The organism is Variovorax sp. SG517 (assembly GCF_013376045.1).
In the GTDB taxonomy this organism is placed as follows: Bacteria; Pseudomonadota; Gammaproteobacteria; order Burkholderiales; family Burkholderiaceae_C; genus Variovorax.
The window spans coordinates 21,560-36,140 of record NZ_JABMJG010000020.1 but is presented as its reverse complement, the minus strand read 5'-3'; the positions used below and the strand labels follow the sequence as shown (position 1 = coordinate 36,140).

Annotated in this window: 15 protein-coding genes; 6 read left to right on the top strand and 9 right to left on the bottom strand. The window is 68.9% G+C overall.

Going from position 1 to position 14,581, the window contains the following annotated elements:
• Positions 1–7: 7 nt before the first annotated feature.
• Complete coding sequence (locus tag FHT32_RS34265) at positions 8–778, top strand: SDR family oxidoreductase (protein ID WP_093205966.1); 771 nt, start codon at positions 8–10, stop codon at positions 776–778.
• Positions 779–872: 94 nt separating this feature from the next.
• Here FHT32_RS34265 and FHT32_RS34260 read toward each other — a convergent pair whose 3' ends face one another.
• The 6 genes from FHT32_RS34260 to glyQ form a co-directional block, all read right to left on the bottom strand.
• Positions 873–1,838: a M48 family metallopeptidase gene (locus FHT32_RS34260; RefSeq protein WP_256099279.1), complete on the bottom strand. Its 966-nt coding sequence runs from the start codon at positions 1,836–1,838 to the stop codon at positions 873–875.
• A gap of 24 nt (positions 1,839–1,862) precedes the next feature.
• A complete protein-coding gene (locus tag FHT32_RS34255) occupies positions 1,863–2,636 on the bottom strand; it encodes a 1-acyl-sn-glycerol-3-phosphate acyltransferase (protein WP_176668988.1) in 774 nt (257 codons plus the stop codon).
• Positions 2,636–3,214 carry a D-glycero-beta-D-manno-heptose 1,7-bisphosphate 7-phosphatase gene (gmhB, locus tag FHT32_RS34250; RefSeq protein WP_176668987.1) on the bottom strand — a complete coding sequence of 193 codons (579 nt, stop codon included), beginning with the start codon at positions 3,212–3,214 and terminating at the stop codon, positions 2,636–2,638. Before gmhB ends, FHT32_RS34255 begins: the two co-directional genes overlap by 1 nt.
• 40 nt (positions 3,215–3,254) lie before the next feature.
• Complete coding sequence (glyS, locus tag FHT32_RS34245) at positions 3,255–5,387, bottom strand: glycine--tRNA ligase subunit beta (RefSeq protein WP_176668986.1); 2,133 nt, start codon at positions 5,385–5,387, stop codon at positions 3,255–3,257.
• A gap of 101 nt (positions 5,388–5,488) precedes the next feature.
• Complete coding sequence (locus tag FHT32_RS34240; RefSeq protein WP_176668985.1) at positions 5,489–6,040, bottom strand: metal-dependent hydrolase; 552 nt, start codon at positions 6,038–6,040, stop codon at positions 5,489–5,491.
• Between the two features lie 24 nt (positions 6,041–6,064).
• A complete protein-coding gene (gene glyQ / locus FHT32_RS34235; protein WP_176668984.1) occupies positions 6,065–6,991 on the bottom strand; it encodes a glycine--tRNA ligase subunit alpha in 927 nt (308 codons plus the stop codon).
• Positions 6,992–7,219: 228 nt separating this feature from the next.
• On the opposite strand from glyQ, the gene FHT32_RS34230 reads away from it, so the two are divergent.
• From FHT32_RS34230 to FHT32_RS34220, 3 genes are read left to right on the top strand one after another with little or no spacing between them, the layout of a single operon-like run.
• Positions 7,220–8,221 carry a diacylglycerol kinase family protein gene (locus FHT32_RS34230; protein ID WP_176668983.1) on the top strand — a complete coding sequence of 334 codons (1,002 nt, stop codon included), beginning with the start codon at positions 7,220–7,222 and terminating at the stop codon, positions 8,219–8,221.
• Positions 8,218–9,039, top strand: a complete 822-nt coding sequence (locus FHT32_RS34225) for a metallophosphoesterase (protein WP_176668982.1) — start codon at positions 8,218–8,220, stop codon at positions 9,037–9,039. Before FHT32_RS34230 ends, FHT32_RS34225 begins: the two co-directional genes overlap by 4 nt.
• A gap of 11 nt (positions 9,040–9,050) precedes the next feature.
• Positions 9,051–9,896: a phosphatase PAP2 family protein gene (locus FHT32_RS34220; protein WP_176668981.1), complete on the top strand. Its 846-nt coding sequence runs from the start codon at positions 9,051–9,053 to the stop codon at positions 9,894–9,896.
• A 29-nt stretch (positions 9,897–9,925) separates the two neighbouring features.
• On the opposite strand, the gene FHT32_RS34215 is transcribed toward FHT32_RS34220, so the two are convergent.
• Positions 9,926–10,996, bottom strand: a complete 1,071-nt coding sequence (locus tag FHT32_RS34215) for an asparaginase (RefSeq protein ID WP_176668980.1) — start codon at positions 10,994–10,996, stop codon at positions 9,926–9,928.
• Between the two features lie 448 nt (positions 10,997–11,444).
• Between FHT32_RS34215 and FHT32_RS34210 the strand changes: the two genes are divergently transcribed.
• Both FHT32_RS34210 and FHT32_RS34205 read left to right on the top strand, forming a co-directional pair.
• A complete protein-coding gene (locus FHT32_RS34210) occupies positions 11,445–12,122 on the top strand; it encodes a TetR/AcrR family transcriptional regulator (RefSeq protein ID WP_176668979.1) in 678 nt (225 codons plus the stop codon).
• 193 nt (positions 12,123–12,315) lie between these two features.
• Positions 12,316–13,455: a hypothetical protein gene (locus tag FHT32_RS34205; protein WP_176668978.1), complete on the top strand. Its 1,140-nt coding sequence runs from the start codon at positions 12,316–12,318 to the stop codon at positions 13,453–13,455.
• Positions 13,456–13,474: 19 nt separating this feature from the next.
• Here the strand turns inward: FHT32_RS34205 and FHT32_RS34200 are convergent, their stop codons facing one another.
• Positions 13,475–13,789, bottom strand: a complete 315-nt coding sequence (locus FHT32_RS34200) for a hypothetical protein (RefSeq protein WP_176668977.1) — start codon at positions 13,787–13,789, stop codon at positions 13,475–13,477.
• Positions 13,790–13,930: 141 nt separating this feature from the next.
• On the bottom strand, positions 13,931–14,410 hold the full coding sequence (locus tag FHT32_RS34195) for a hypothetical protein (protein ID WP_176668976.1): 480 nt from the start codon (positions 14,408–14,410) through the stop codon (positions 13,931–13,933).
• Positions 14,411–14,581 lie beyond the last annotated feature (171 nt).

Sequence of the window (14,581 nt, the reverse complement as noted above, 5' to 3'; positions counted from 1 at the left end):
CCGCACCATGGACACCACCCAACTCTTCTCGCTGAAAGGCCGCACCGCGCTGATCACCGGCGGTTCGCGCGGCATCGGCCGCATGATCGCCGAAGGCTTCCTGGCGCAGGGCGCGCGCGTGTACATCTCGGCGCGCAAGGCCGCGGCCTGCGACGAGACGGCGAAGGAGCTGTCGGCCTTCGGGCACTGCGTGTCGCTGCCGGCGGACGTGTCCACCGTCGAGGGCGCGCAGGCGCTGGTCGATGCCTATGCGAAGCACGAAGGCTCGCTGGACATCCTGGTGAACAACGCAGGCGCGGCCTGGGGCGCGCCTTACGAAGAGTTTCCCGAAAGCGGCTGGGACAAGGTGGTGGACCTGAACCTGAAGACGCCCTTCTTCCTGACGAAGGCGCTGACGCCGATGCTGAAGAAGGCCGCGACGGATCATCTGGCGAAGGTGATCAACATTGCCTCGATCGACGGCATCTCGATCAATCCGCAGGAGACGTATTCCTATGCGGCCAGCAAGGCCGGCTTGATTCAGCTCACGCGCCGCATGGCGCTGCGGCTGGCGCAGGACCGCATCGTGGTGAGTGCGATTGCGCCCGGGGCGTTTGCTTCGGACATGAACAAGGTTGCCCGGGATCACGGGGATGAGATCAAGGGGCGGATTCCTGCGGGGCGGATCGGGGTGCCGGAGGACATGGCCGGGGCTGCCATCTACCTTGCGTCCAGGGCCGGGGACTATGTGATGGGGTCTACGTTGGTTGTGGATGGGGGTGTTACGCACGCACGTTGAGCTGTTGCTCGCTGTGCTTGCTGATGTCTGCTGAGTGGTTGCTTCCCGAGGCCGGGTCTCGGCCCGGCCCCGGGAAAAAACCAAAGCAAGGCAATCAATTCCAACGAGGAACAGCCTCATCCTTGAGCTGCTGCCTCAACACCCCATAGTCCGGCAAGACACTCTCCACGGTCTCCCAGAACCGATGCGAGTGATCCATGACCCGCAGATGCGCCAGCTCATGCGCAACGACATAGTCGATCACCGGCAGCCGGAAGTGAATCAACCGCCAGTTGAGCCGAATCGACCCATCCGCACTCGCACTCCCCCATCGCGTGGCCGCATTGGAAAGCGACAGCTTCTCCCACCGCACCCCGAGCAGCGGCGCGAAGTGGTCCAGCCGCTCGATGAACAGCTTGCGCGCCTGCCGCATGAGCCAGGCCTGCGCGGCATCCCTGATCTGCGAAGGCTCGGCGTTCTGCGACACGGCCAGCCTCAGGACCCGGGGCCCGTCGCCCTCGGCCGGATCGAGCGTCCCGCCGACGCTTGCAAAGCCGTGCTTCGGGTCGAGCCGCAGCACGATCTGCTCGCCCAGGAACGGAAAGCCCGCGCCGTCCTTCCATTCGATGCGCGTGGCTTCGACGCGTGCATGGCGCTGCCGCGTCTCCGTCAGCTTGCGCAGGATCCAGTCTGATTTCTCGCGGACGGCGGCATCGACGTCACGCAGCGCCACCCATCGCGGCGCGCGCACCGACAGCCCGTCGGCCCCGACCAGGAAGCCGATCGTCTTGCGCTTGCCGCGCTTGAATTCATAGGCCACGCGCGCCGAGCCGAGCACCACCTCGCGGGTGGCCTGCGGATGCACGAAGCTCGCGAGCGTCAGCGTGTCGGCCAGCGGCACCGCCGGCGGCGCATGCGGGTCGACGAGCTCCTCGGCCGGCGCCACGACGGCCGGCGGCGCAACCGGCGGCTGGGGCTTCGTTTTGGACCGGCGCGGCCGTGCCGGCGCGGGAGCCGGCGGCGCGAATTCGCTGCCCAGCCCCTCGAAGAGGTCCATCGTGAACCGGAGCAGTCCCCCCATGGCGGGCTCCTTCCTCTCTCTTCCTCAGCTCACCGCTTCCTGCTGCGCGGGCTGCGGGGAGCTGCCGGCGTAGGCCTCGGGGTCGAGGCGGCGCATCTCGGCCTCGATCCATTCCTCGACCTCGCGCATCAGCTCGTCGGGCTTGCGGCCCACGCTGGGAATGGCCGGACCGATGGACACGTCGACCACGCCCGGACGCTTGATGAAGGCCTTGCGCGGCCACACCTTGGCCGAGGTCACGGCGATCGGGATCACCGGCACGCCGGTCTCGCAGGCCAGCCGCGTGCCGCCGCTCTTGTACGTGCCCTTCTGTCCGCGCGGAATGCGCGTGCCCTCGGGGAACATGATGATCCAGATGCCCTGCGCGAGCAGCTTGCGGCCCTGGTTCACGACCTTGTTGAAGGCCTGCGCGCGCTGGCTGCGGTCGATGTGGATCATGTCCAGCCGCGCCATCGCCCAGCCGAAGAAGGGGATGTAGAGCAGTTCCTTCTTGAACACGTAGGCCAGCGGATGCGGCATCAGCGTGGGCATCAGGAAGGTCTCGAGCGTGGACTGGTGCTTCACCAGCAGGACCGCGCCGGCGAGCTTGTCGGTGGGCAGGTTCTCCATGCCGCTCACGCGGGTCCTGATGCCCAGCAGCACGCGCGCGCCGCCGATGGCCCAGCCGAGCCACCGCTCGGCCATCCAGTAGAGCGGAATGCCGCGCTTCCAGAGCGAGCTGACGCACATGATGATGCCCCAGGGCACCACGGTGACGAGCATCCACAGTGCGTGGAGAACGGAACGGAACAACGCCATCAGACAGCCACCTGCAGTGCATCCCGCGCTTCTCGCGCGAGCAGAAAATCGACAAAGGCGGCGAGGTCGTCGTGGACCATCGTGTTCGCCGGGTATTCGGAAGGAAGGGGATCGACGCCGCGGCAGGCCGCGCCCATGCCCGTGAGCAGCAGGTGCGGCTCGCAGCCGGCGGCAGCGCCGGCCTGCAGGTCGCGCAGGCTGTCGCCGCAGGTCGGCACGCCCTCGAGGTCGATGCCGTAGCGGTCGCCGATCTGCAGGAACAGGCCCGGCTTGGGCTTGCGGCAGTCGCAGTCCTCGTCGGGGCTGTGCGGGCAGTAGAACACCGCATCGACCTTGCCGCCCACGGCCGCGAGCATCTTGTGCATCTTGGCGTGCATCGCATTGAGCGAGGCCATGTCGAACAGGCCGCGGCCCAGGCCCGACTGGTTGGACGCGATCACCACGTGCCAGCCCGCATGGTTGAGGCGCGCCACCGCCTCCAGCGCACCGGGCAGCGGCGTCCACTCGATGTCGCTCTTCACGAAGTCTTCGCGATGCACGTTGATCGTGCCGTTGCGGTCGAGGATGACGAGTTTCATGGCGGTGCCGCTCCTGGAAGTGGAAGCGTCGTGGTCGGGATCAGACGGCCAGCCGCTCGAGCTGCGCCACGCGGTTCATCGCGGCGTGCAGCGACATCAGCAGGCCCAGGCGGTTCAGGCGCAGGTCGGCCTGCTCGGCGTTGACCATCACGCCGTCGAAGAAGGCGTCGACCGGCTCGCGCAGCGCGGCCAGCGTCTGCAGCGAGGCGGTGTAGTCGCCGGCTTCGAACTGCGCGTTGGCGGCGGGCACGACCTGCGCCATGGCGGCGTGCAGCGCCTTCTCGGCGGGCTCCTGCAGCAGCAGTTCGCTGACGTGCGCGTCGGCCTCGGGGGCCTTCTTGAGGATGTTGCCGATGCGCTTGTTGGCGGCGGCCAGCGCGGCTGCGGCCGGCAGGGCGGCGAAGGCGCGCACGGCGGCCAGCAGCTTGGGCACCTCGCCCAGGCGCTGCGGGCGCGGGGCCAGCACGGCCTCGACTTCCTGGGCACTGGCGCCCTGCTCGCGCAGGCTGCCGGCGAGGCGGTCGAGGATGAAATCCTGCAGCTCGCCGGTGGCGCGGCTGCTCTCGAAGCCGGCGATGCCGCCGAACTGCGCGGCGGTTTCCTGCAGCAGCGCGTCGAGCCCCAGCGGCAGGTCTTTCTCGATCAGCATGCGGATCACGCCCAGTGCGTGGCGGCGCAGCGCGAAGGGGTCGCGGTCGCCGGTGGGCAGGTTGCCGATGCCGAACATGCCGACCAGCGTTTCCAGCTTGTCGGCCAGCGCCACTACCAAGCCCACGGTGTTGCGCGGCAGCTCGTCGCCGGCGAAGCGCGGCTTGTAGTGGTCCTCGATGGCGTCGGCCACCGACGCGTCGAGGCCGTCGTGCTGGGCGTAGTAGCGGCCCATGATGCCCTGCAGTTCGGGGAATTCGCCAACCATGTCGGTCACGAGGTCGGCCTTGGCGAGCTGGGCGGCCTGCGTGGCGTGCGCGGCGAGCGTCGCGTCGCCGAGCTTCTCTGCAATGCCGCGCGCGATGCGCATCACGCGCTCCACGCGCTCGCCCTGCGTGCCCAGCTTGTTGTGATAGACCACCTTGCCCAGCGACTCGACGCGCGAGGCCAGCGACTTCTTGCGGTCCTGGTCGAAGAAGAACTTGGCGTCGGCCAGGCGCGGGCGCACCACGCGCTCGTTGCCGCCGATGACAGCGCTCGCGTCTTCCGGGCTGATGTTGCTGACGACGAGGAACCTGTTGGTGAGCCTGCCCGAGGCGTCGAGCAGCGGGAAGTACTTCTGGTTGGCCTTCATCGTGAGGATGAGGCACTCCTGCGGCACTTCGAGGAATTCGCGCTCGAAGCTGCAGACCAGCACGTTCGGGCGCTCGACCAGCGCGGTCACTTCGTCGAGCAGGGCTTCGTCTTCGATGGGCACCGAGCCGCCGCCGACCGTCACCGCGGCCGCCGCGAGCTGGCGCGCGATCTCGGCGCGGCGTGCCTCGAAGCTCGCGATGACGGCGCCTTCTTCCTGCAGCTGCAGCGCGTAGCTGTTGGCATCGCGCAGCACGACCGGGTCGACCGCCGCCTCGAAGCGGTGGCCGTGCGTTTCGCGGCCGGCCTTCAGGCCCAGCGCCTCGACGGGCACCACGGCGTCGCCGTGCAGCGCCACGAGGCCGTGCGCGGGGCGCACGAAGCTCACGCTGGTCCAGCCCGGCAGCTCGCAGCCGCTTTCGAGCTGGTAGCTCATGACCTTGGGAATCGGCAGCTTGGCGATCGCCTCGGCCAGCGCCTTCTGCAGGCCCTCGGCCAGCGTGGCGCCCATGGCGGTGCTTTCGTAGAACAGGGCTTCGGCCTTGCCGTCCATGGCGCGCTTGAGGCCGGGCACGGCGGAAGCGTCGGCGCCGAGCGCGCCCAGGCGCTTGAGCAGCGCGGGCGTGGGCTGACCCGAGGCATCGAGGCCCACGGCCACGGGCATGAGCTTCTGCGACACGGCCTTGTCGGCGGCGCGCTCGGCCACGTGCGTGATGTGCGCGGCCAGGCGGCGCGGCGAGGCGTACGGGGTCAGCACCGCACCGGGCTGCGCGAGCCCCTGCGCCACGAGCTGGTCGCGCAGCACGCCGGCAAAGGCGTCACCGAGCTTCTTCAGCGCCTTGGGCGGCAATTCCTCGACAAACAGTTCGACAAGAAGGCTGGCAGACGACATGGCTCAGAGAATAGGAGGAAATGGGCCGCGAGCGGCACCGGCCACGGGCGCGCAACGGGGCAGCGCCGTGGAAGGGAAAGAAAGAGGAAGAACGACTCGATTCATGCGGCGACGGCGCCGGTGCGCCGCTCCACATTGCGGCGCGCGAGGAGCACGGCCATCGAAACCACCAGCAACGGCGCCCACACGGTGAGCATCTCGTTGAACAGCACCTGCGCGCCGCGCGGCGAGAAGAACTTTTTCAGCGCGATCGGCGACACCTCGATGGGCCGCCACGGGCTGAAGTAGCGCACGTCGCTGAAGGGCCAGAAGAAGGCGATGCCGATGCCGCCGTTGGTCAGCATGTCCAGCAGCGGATGCGACATGGTGCACAGCGAGACCCACGCCCATCCCGCCGCCCGGCGCATGCCCCAGCGCGGCGCGAGCCACCAGCCGGCAAGCCCCAGCAGCAGCGCGAACACCAGCGTGTGCGTGAAGCCGCGGTGCCCCGACATGCCGCCGTAGGCGATGCCGAGCTTGAAGGCCAGGCCGTCGAAGTCGGGAACGATGGACGCGAGCATGCCCACCAGCAGCGCCGACACGGGCACGCGCCGCGTGCCCAGCGCAATGGCTGCGCAGACCGGGACGGCGACGTGGGTGAAGACGGTGGGCATGGGAGCGATGTGCGCGAAGGCGCTTCAGGCGGCCTTTTTCGGGGGCATCTGCGCGACCCATTCGCGCGGCGCCATCGGAAAGCCCAGGCGCTCGCGGCTGTCGTAGTAGCTCTGCGCCACGCTGCGCGCGAGGTTTCGGATGCGGCCGATGTAGGCGGCGCGCTCGGTCACGCTGATCGCGCCGCGCGCGTCCAGCAGGTTGAAGCTGTGCGCGGCCTTCAGCACCTGCTCGTAGGCGGGCAGTGCGAGCTGGGCGTCCATGAGGTGCTTGGCCTGCTTCTCGTGCGCATTGAAGGCGGTGAACAGGAACTCGGCATCGCTGTGCTCGAAGTTGTAGGTCGACTGCTCGACCTCGTTCTGCTTGTAGACGTCGCCGTACGTCAATTTGGAGCCTGCGGCGGGGCCATCGGTCCAGGTGAGGTTGTAGACGTTGTCCACGCCCTGGAGATACATGGCCAGGCGCTCCAGGCCGTAGGTGATCTCGCCGGTGATGGGCTTGCAGTCGATGCCGCCGACCTGCTGGAAGTAGGTGAACTGCGTCACCTCCATGCCGTTGAGCCAGACCTCCCAGCCCAGGCCCCAGGCGCCGAGCGTGGGGTTCTCCCAGTCGTCTTCCACGAAGCGGATGTCGTTCTTCTTCAGGTCGAAGCCCAGGGCCTCGAGGCTGCCGAGGTAGAGCTCGAGGATGTTGGAGGGCGCCGGCTTCAGCACCACCTGGTACTGGTAGTAGTGCTGCAGGCGGTTGGGGTTCTCGCCGTAGCGGCCGTCCTTGGGGCGGCGGCTGGGCTGCACGTAGGCGGCTTTCCAGGGCTCGGGGCCGAGGGCGCGCAGGAAGGTGGCGGTGTGCGAGGTGCCCGCGCCCACTTCCATGTCGTACGGTTGCAGCAGCGCGCAGCCCTTGTCGGCCCAGTACGACTGCAGTTTGAGAATGATCTGTTGGAAGGTCAACATGAAGCTGGCCGGCACGGGCCGGACATTGGACGGTAGCGCGGCGACACGCCGCGAAAGCGGGCGATTTTACGTTCGGAGGGCAACTCTCCCACAGCGGCGCGGGAAGTCGCCTGCTGGCGGCGCCGGGCGGCGGGTGCGACAACACCCCTCCCGCCGCGCGCGACGGCGCACCGCCGCCCGCGCCCTCCCGCTTCTTTTTTCCACCCGCTTTTCCCAAGATCCCTGGACATGCCCGTGCCCGAGCCGCCCGAGACGCCCAACACCGCCTCCGCCCCCGATGCGCCCCTTTTCGTCGTGCTCAACGCCGGCTCCGGCAGCGAGGACGCCGCCGAGGCCCGCCGGGTCATCGAGGAAGGCTGCGCCGCGGCCGGCCGGCGGCTGCGCATCTTCGTGGTCGACGAACCCGGCCGGCTGCAGGCGCTGGCGCGCGAGGCGGTGGAGCGGGCTCGCGCGGCCGGCGGCGTGGTGGTGGCCGCGGGCGGCGACGGCACCATCAACGCGGTGGCGCAGGCCACGCTGGGCAGCGGCTGCGCCTTCGGCGTGCTGCCGCAGGGCACCTTCAACTACTTCAGCCGCACCCACGGCATCCCGCGCGACACCGCGCAGGCGCTGCACATCCTGCTGACCGAACGGCCGCGGCCGGTGCAGGTGGGGCTGGTGAACGACCGGGTGTTCCTGGTCAATGCCAGCATGGGCCTGTACGCCGACTTGCTGGAGGAACGCGAGACCTACAAGTCGCGCTTCGGCCGCAGCCGCTGGATCGCCTTCGGCGCCGGGCTGCTGACGGTGCTGCGCGGCCACCGGCACTGGAACCTGCGCATGGCCTGGCGCGGCAAGGAGCGCGACATCCGCACGCCGACGCTGTTCGTCGGCAACAACCCGTTGCAGCTGCACCAGGTCGGCATCCCCGAGGCCGATGCGCCCGAGCAGGGCCGGCTGGCCGCCATCGTGCTCAAGCCGGTGGGGCCGCTGTCGATGCCGGGGCTGCTGGTGCGCGGCGCGCTCGGGCGGCTGGGCGACGCCGACGAGGTGCTGACCTTTCCGTTCGAGTCGCTGACCGTCAAGGCGAGCCGGACATTCGCGCAGCGGGGCCCGCGCCGCGTGAAGGTGGCGACCGACGGCGAGATCGGCTGGGTCGACATGCCGCTGCTGTTCCGCGTGTCGCCCGAGCGGCTGTGGCTGGTGCGGCCGGAGGAGACGGCGCCCGAACTCGAGGCAGCGCGCGAATGAGCTGCCTGCTGCAGGTCTCGGACCCCCACTTCGGCACCGAGCAGCCCGAGGTGCTGCAGGCGCTCGAGCGGCTGGCGCATGCGCTGGCGCCCGAGCTGGTGGTGCTCTCGGGCGACATCACGCAACGCGCCACCGTGGCGCAGTTCGCGGCGGCGCGTGCCTTCGCCGACCGGCTGGGCGCGCCGGTGCTGGCCATTCCGGGCAACCACGACATTCCGCTGATCCACCTGGCGGCGCGCGTGTTCGCGCCGTATGCGCGCTATCGCCAGGCCTTCGGCGACGATCTCGAGCCTGTGTTCGAGTCGGGCCGGTGGCTGGTGGTCGCGGTCAACACCACGCGCTGGTACCGGCATGAAGACGGCGCGGTCTCGGCCGAGCAGGTCGAGCGCGTGGCAAGTCGGCTCGAGGCGGCAGCGCGCGGGCAACTGCGCGTGGTAGTGACGCACCAGCCGGTGATGGTCACGCGCACGCGGGACCTGGGCAACCGCCTGCACGGGCGCGAAGGCGCGGTGGCGCGCTGGTGCGCGGCGGGCGCCGACCTGATCCTGGGCGGCCACATCCACCTGCCCTTCGTGCGGCCGCTGCACGACGCGTTCCCGGGCTGCGCGCGCACGGCGTGGGCGGTGCAGGCGGGCACGGCCGTGTCGCGGCGGGTGCGCGCGGGGCACCCCAACTCGGTGAACGTGGTGCGCACGGACATCGCCGAAGGCCCCCGCGCCTGCCGGGTGGAACGCTGGGAATACGTGGCGCAGGACAAGGCCTTCGGCTGCGCCGAAGTATTCGGCCTTTCCCTTGCCAGCGAGGCAGCGCGGCCTTAGGGTGCTGCCGCATGCCGCTAGAAGCCTCCCTTCCTTCCCTCCCCTCCCTTTCGCCGCTTGTCGTCTTCGCCGGAAATCTCGGCGCGCATGCGCTGCCCTGGTTCCTCTCGCTGCTCGCGGCCTCGGTGCTCGGCGCCGGCGCAGCCTGCCACCTGCTGCAGAAGCGGCACTTCAGGCTGCAGGACGCCGAAGAGCCCAGCGAGCCGCGCATCGCGCTCGCCTTCGCGTCGGGCTTCGTGCTGATCCTGCTGGCGTCGAGCCTGTTCGCGTGGATCGCCTCGAACATTTCCGACGGCCACGCGCTCGGCCAGGCTGACCACGCGCTGACCGACGCCATCGCTGCGAACCTGCCGCGGGCCGCGCTGGTGGTGTTCAGCTGGGTCACGCACCTGGGCGACGCGGCCTTCCTCGGGCCGGTGTGCGTGCTGGTGGCCGCCGTGCTGTGGCGGCACCGGCATCGCGGACTGGCGCTGGGCTGGGTGCTCGCGCTGGTCGGCATCGTGTTGCTGAACCCGGCGCTCAAGCAGATCTTCGCGCGGGCCCGCCCGATCCACGACCACGGCCTGGCACTGGAGACGAGCTACAGCTTTCCGAGCGGCCACAGCGCGGGCGCGATCGTGAGCTACGGGATGCTGCTGTATCTGCTGCTGCGCACGCTGCCGGTGCGATGGCATGTGCCGGGTGCGATGGCCGCCGCGGGCGCCATCGTCACCATCGCGTGCAGCCGCATCTTCCTGCAGGTGCACTTCGCGAGCGACGTGGTGGCCGGCCTGCTGACCGGCCTGGCCTGGCTGCTCGTGTGCGTTGGCGGCCTGGAGTACGCGCGCCACCGCCGGCTGCGGCGCGCGCTGGCCTGAACATCGCGAAGCGAGCAGGCCGAGGGAGATCAGTACTCCCAGAAGATGCGCTGCAGTTCCTTGGTGTTGTTCGTCTTGGTCAGGGCGACCATCGCCAGGATGCGCGCCTTCTGCGGGCGCAGGTCGTGCGCCACCACCCAGTCGTACTTGTCGTCGGGCTGCTCGGCATTGCGGATCACGAAGCCGTCGGGCACGCGGGCGCTGCGGATCACGATCACGCCGTCGGCGCGGGCCTTCTGCAGGTTCGGAACGATGCGGTCGGCCACCGAGCCGTTGCCGGTGCCGCCGTGAATCAGCGCCTTGGCGCCGCTCTTGGCGATGGCGTCGATGGCCACCGAGCTCACGCCCTCGTAGCCCATCGCGATCTCCACCGGCGGCAGCGCGGTGATGCTGTCGATGTCGAACTCCGAGTTCATGGTGTGGCGCTTCACCGGGGCGCGGAACCAGTAGTTGCGGCCCTCGACGATCATGCCCAGCGGGCCCCACTGGCTGGAGAAGGCGCTGGTCTTGATGTTGACGTTCTTGCTCACGTCGCGGCCGGTGTCGATGTTGTCGTTCATCGTCACGAGCACGCCCTTGCCCATCGCGTCCTTGCTGCCCGCCACGTTCACGGCGTTGTACAGGTTGAGCGCGCCGTCGGCCGACAGCGCGGTGCCCGGGCGCATCGAGCCGACCACCACGATCGGCTTGCTGGTGTGCACGGTCAGCGTGAGGAAATAGGCGGTTTCTTCCAGCGTGTCGGTGCCGTGGGTGATGACGATGCCGTCCACGTCCGACTGCTTCGACAGTGCCGACACGCGCTTGGCCAGCGTCAGCAGGTTGTCGTTGGTCAGGCTTTCCGACGCGACCTGGAACACCTGCTCGCCGCGCACGTTGGCCACCTTGGAGAGCTCCGGCAGGCCGGCGATCAGCTTCTCGACGCCGACCTTGGCGGCCGCGTAGGTGGCGCTGTTGACGGCCGAGGCACCGGCCCCGGCGATGGTGCCGCCGGTGGCGAGGATCACCACGTTGGGCAGCGCCTGCTGTGCCTGCGCGAGCGCGCTGGCAGCCAGCAGCGCGGCGCCGGCCGCGAAGGCACGGAAACGGGGAGAAAGGTACATGGAGAACTCCTGTGTTGAGGTGAATCTTTCCAGGGTGAATCGACATTCAAACGGGGCCGCGAAGGACGAATGCCGGGTGCAGTGCAAGGCGCGGCGAGCGCCGCGTAGCTCGGCTACGCAAGCGAGGCGCAACGCCGCAATGCGCCCGGCATTCGTCCTTCCCTTCGGGTTGGCCCGCCTTGCACCCGCCTGCTTTGTCGGTCGGCTTGACCAGAGATGACTCTGGCCTGCGCCGCCCTCCGCGCATCCGGGTGCAAGGCGGGCCAACGCGGCCGCGTTTGAATGTCGATTCACCCTGGGGCGGCGAGGAAGATACAGGAACCGTGCCCGCATGCCCTGCCCGATCATGCCGGCATGGCATGCGGTCATGCGCGGGGCGCGGTGTTTACGGGTGGTATTACCATCGACCGCGCGCACGAACGCAGCACGCCGCGCCCCACCCGCCACCATGAACGCCGACCCCGCCGCCCTCCCCGTCTCGACCGCCCAGGAAATGCCCGCGCCCGACGGGCCCCTGTCGCGCGCCAGGCCCGGGCGCGAGCGCATCATGGCGGCGATCCGCACCGCGGCCGTCACCGAGTTCAGCCTGCACGGCCTCAAGGGCACCTCGACCCAGGCCATCGCGGCGCGCGCCGGCCTCACCAAGCCCCAGCTGCACTACTACATCGCCGGCAAGGAAGAGCTCTACGAAGAGCTTCTGATGCAGGTGCTGCACGCCTGGAAGGTGGTGTTCTCCTTCGAGGACGCGAGCGACCCGGCCACGGTGCTGGGCGACTACATCCGCAAGAAGCTCGACCACGCCATCGACAGCCCCGAGATCTCGCGCATCTTCACCCGCGAGATCCTCGATGGCGGGCGCAACCTCGACCGCTACTGGCCCAACGCCAGGGCCTGGACGCAGAAGAAGATCGACGTCATCAACGGCTGGATCGCGCGCGGGCAGATGCGTCCGCTCGACGCTCGCTTCCTGCTGATGCACATCTGGGCCATGACGCAGAGCTACGCCGACTACGCGATCCAGACCCGCGTGATGCTCGGCCTGCCGCCCGACGCGCCCTTCGACCGCGAACCCATCGCGCGCGAGCTGGTGGCCTTCGTGCTGCACGGGTGCGGAATCGAGGCCTGAGCGCCCGGTGCGGGTGCGGCCAATCCTTTCTTCTTAATCCTCTCTCCGCTTTCCTGCGGTCTCCTGCCACGCAGTGACTTTGTGCACTGTGTTGGGCGCGCCCGCGCGCCTACCTTCGCGTGCTTCGCCGCCCAGCCTTTCTTTGCTTGCTTTGCGGCGGCGAATCACAACGAACGAACAGGAGTAGAGGATCATGAAAGCGAGATTGTTCTTTGCCGCGCTCGCGACGGCAGCACTGGTGGCCTGTGGCGGCGGCGGGGGTGGCGGCAGCAGCTTCGACCCCGGGCTCTTCAGCCAGATACCTCCGCCGCCAAAGGAGCCACCGCCGAACGAGCCGCCAAAAGAGCCGCCGCCTGAAGAGCCCGGCCCGGGCACCAATCCGACGCCCATCAACGCCCACTACAAGTGGTTGACTTTCGCGCAGGACCGCGACCCCGACGTCGACCCGCCCGAGAAGCGCTTCGACGACTACATCGCACTGCTGAACCGCGAAGGCGCCGCGGGCTACCGCTATGTCGAGGGCCAGCTCGGCGGCAACATCGTGAGCCTGCAGGACAGGTTCATGGTGGTGAAGGACGTCGACACGACCTACACCTACGAGTACAAGACGATCGAACTCGAGATCCTCAAGCACGACCTGCTGCCGCGCCTGCTGCAGCAGATGAAGGACCAGGGCGCGCAGGGCAAGGTCTTCGTGCAGCTGATGCCGCAGCTGCTGATCACGCCGCCGCCCGGCACCAATCCGGTGTTCGGCGTGCTCTATCGCAAGGACATGGGCTCGTCGGCCACCTACGACTACAACTCCATCCCGATCCCGACCGCCAAGGAAGAGATGGTGAACGCCGCCAATGCGCAAGGCGCCAACGGCTTCAGGCCGTGGTTCGCACCCAGAACGATCAACGGCGAGAGCGCGTACTTCTTCATCAAGGACCTGAGCAGCCCGGCTCGCTACGAGATGAAGGCGGTGATCAGCCCGCTGAGCGTGGTCGGCGGCGACTTCCCCGACGTCCCGAAGCAGATCCGCGAACAGGGCGCGTTGGGCTACCGGCTGCTGAAGGAGCGCTTTCTGACCGACACCGACGGCAACCGCCCGAGCTTCTTCCTCTACATGAAGGACCTGACGCAGGCGAGCACCTTCGAGTACGAGTTTCCGAAGGCCAACAACACCATCTTCGGCCTCGAGGAGAACAACGTCATCCAGGCGAACGAGCAGACCGCCGCCGGCCTGCGCTACTTCGGCAACCCCGACGAGCCGATCTTTTTCCGGTCGCTGAACTGCACCGGCGCGCTGTGCCTGTCGCCGGACAACACCGAGATCGGCAACCAGGACTGAGCGCGAACAGCGCGGAAGCCTAGAGCCCGTGCACCACCCAGGCGCCGACAGGCGCCGCGGGGACGTGCACGGTGTTCTCGCCGGGCCGCGCGAAGCGGTACTCGCGCCCGCCGATGGTGATCGACCTCATGTTGGTCCACACCAGGTAGTCGCGCCCTTCGGCGGTCTGCGTGGCCCCTAGCACCTGGAACACCGGCGGCACCACCACCACGAGGCGCACCCGTGCCGTCGCGGAGCCGGTGCCCACGGTGCTCTCCGCCGCGCACGCCAGCGGCGCAAACGCCATCAGCGCAGCCAGGGCGGCATGCGCCGGTCGAAGCCGATTTCCCGTCATGAAGCCCGATCCGTTGTTGTCCGTCGCGAGGACGCGAGGCGCGGGCGCGCCATCGGCGCCCGACCTCCGGATATCGGCAGGAACACAGGGAAATGCAGGCTGCGCCGGCGCAACCGGCTACAGGCTGGTGGGCTCGACTAATTAATAGGTCACCGTCACCCGCGTGGCATTGCTGCCATCGCCGGCCGCCGTGCCTGTGGCCTGCGGTGCAACGCCGCTCGCGGCCGCAGTCGCAGCCACCGCACCGAGGGCGCCGTGCAAGGCGGTACCCAGGCTTTCGCGGCCGTCGGCATCGGTGCCGGGCACCACGAAGGTTGCTTCACCGACCTTGTCGAACCGGTACTCGCGGCCCTTGATGGTCACCGACGCCATGTTGGTCCAGACACGGTACTCGTGCCCGCCTTTCACCGGCCGGATCTCACGCACCTCGAAGGTCGGCAGGACGGTGATGGAGATGTTGAAGCGGCCCGTGGCCCTCTGGGCGTCGCGCACCGGCTCCGCGGAACTGAGCTGCAGCGGCAAGGGCAGCAGGAGCAGCAGCACGCCCGCGGTCGCCAGTGGTGGTGCCGTTCGCGGCGACCGCAGTGCAGCCGCCCTTGCAGTTCGCCTGTTTCCGGGCATGGGAACTCCTCTCGTCGCAACCTGGAGGCATCGGGTCGATGCCCAGTCAGGCTTATCGGCAGAGTCGCGGAAAAATGAAGGCCGTGAGGCGCCATTCTTCACGCATTGCCCGCATTTCGCCAGCGGGCGTCCCGTTTTATCCCTTTCCCTGCGGCCGCGGCGAGCGGCCCG

Bases quoted from the DNA above. Each gene is read 5' to 3' on its own strand.
- FHT32_RS34265 (WP_093205966.1), top strand. From the start codon at position 8: ATGGACACCACCCAACTCTTCTCGCTGAAAGGCCGCACCGCGCTGATC.
- FHT32_RS34260 (WP_256099279.1), bottom strand. From the start codon at position 1,838: ATGGGGGGACTGCTCCGGTTCACGATGGACCTCTTCGAGGGGCTGGGC.
- FHT32_RS34255 (WP_176668988.1), bottom strand. From the start codon at position 2,636: ATGGCGTTGTTCCGTTCCGTTCTCCACGCACTGTGGATGCTCGTCACC.
- gmhB (WP_176668987.1), bottom strand. From the start codon at position 3,214: ATGAAACTCGTCATCCTCGACCGCAACGGCACGATCAACGTGCATCGC.
- glyS (WP_176668986.1), bottom strand. From the start codon at position 5,387: ATGTCGTCTGCCAGCCTTCTTGTCGAACTGTTTGTCGAGGAATTGCCG.
- FHT32_RS34240 (WP_176668985.1), bottom strand. From the start codon at position 6,040: ATGCCCACCGTCTTCACCCACGTCGCCGTCCCGGTCTGCGCAGCCATT.
- glyQ (WP_176668984.1), bottom strand. From the start codon at position 6,991: ATGTTGACCTTCCAACAGATCATTCTCAAACTGCAGTCGTACTGGGCC.
- FHT32_RS34230 (WP_176668983.1), top strand. From the start codon at position 7,220: ATGCCCGTGCCCGAGCCGCCCGAGACGCCCAACACCGCCTCCGCCCCC.
- FHT32_RS34225 (WP_176668982.1), top strand. From the start codon at position 8,218: ATGAGCTGCCTGCTGCAGGTCTCGGACCCCCACTTCGGCACCGAGCAG.
- FHT32_RS34220 (WP_176668981.1), top strand. From the start codon at position 9,051: ATGCCGCTAGAAGCCTCCCTTCCTTCCCTCCCCTCCCTTTCGCCGCTT.
- FHT32_RS34215 (WP_176668980.1), bottom strand. From the start codon at position 10,996: ATGTACCTTTCTCCCCGTTTCCGTGCCTTCGCGGCCGGCGCCGCGCTG.
- FHT32_RS34210 (WP_176668979.1), top strand. From the start codon at position 11,445: ATGAACGCCGACCCCGCCGCCCTCCCCGTCTCGACCGCCCAGGAAATG.
- FHT32_RS34205 (WP_176668978.1), top strand. From the start codon at position 12,316: ATGAAAGCGAGATTGTTCTTTGCCGCGCTCGCGACGGCAGCACTGGTG.
- FHT32_RS34200 (WP_176668977.1), bottom strand. From the start codon at position 13,789: ATGACGGGAAATCGGCTTCGACCGGCGCATGCCGCCCTGGCTGCGCTG.
- FHT32_RS34195 (WP_176668976.1), bottom strand. From the start codon at position 14,410: ATGCCCGGAAACAGGCGAACTGCAAGGGCGGCTGCACTGCGGTCGCCG.